2 protein-coding genes are annotated in these 598 nt (G+C 49.8%); both read right to left on the minus strand.

The window, feature by feature from the left end:
* Nucleotides 1-2 precede the first annotated feature (2 nt).
* Nucleotides 3-416: a single-stranded DNA-binding protein gene (locus ACFFUV_RS23635; protein WP_390198437.1), complete on the minus strand. Its 414-nt coding sequence runs from the start codon at nt 414-416 to the stop codon at nt 3-5.
* Nucleotides 417-418: 2 nt separating this feature from the next.
* Nucleotides 419-598 (minus strand): hypothetical protein (locus ACFFUV_RS23640; RefSeq protein ID WP_390198440.1); only part of this gene is annotated, 180 nt, incomplete at its 5' end.

Here is a 598-nt window from a genome sequence, read left to right on the forward strand (position 1 = left end):
GCTTAAAATGGTAAATCGTCGTTTCCGTCGGGGGCGGGTGCATCCGACACGGGCGGCGGGACTTGCGCCCCGGCTCCGGTTGCTTTCGGGGTCAACATTTCCATATCGGTTGCGACTATCTCGGTAACATACCGTTTGACGCCTTGCGCATCGTCATAACTCCGGGTTCTCAATTCGCCCTCAATATACAGTTTGTCGCCCTTTTTGACGTACTGATTGGCGACCTTTGCCAACCCATTTTGCAACACAATGTTGTGCCACTCGGTACGCTCCGGGATTTGCCGCCCGTCCTTTGTCGTAAACCCCCGTTTAGTGGTTGCCAACGAAAAGGTCGCAACACAACCGCCGTTGTCGAACTCCTTAAAATCCGGGGCTTTTCCGGTATGCCCTAATAAAGTAACTTTGTTTACACTCATAACTATTTGAATTTAACACCATCCAACAAATACAATTTCTTATTATCAGACCAACCCGCCGCCATGTTTAAGGCTTTCCGGTCGTCGTCATGCACAAACTCGCAATACCACGAATTGCCGCCAACGTTCGCTTTTTCTTTTAGTCGTACCAATTTACCGACAATGCACCGGGCAAACTTGGC

It is taken from the genome of Vibrio olivae, assembly GCF_042428525.1.
GTDB lineage: Bacteria > Pseudomonadota > Gammaproteobacteria > Enterobacterales > Vibrionaceae > Vibrio > Vibrio olivae.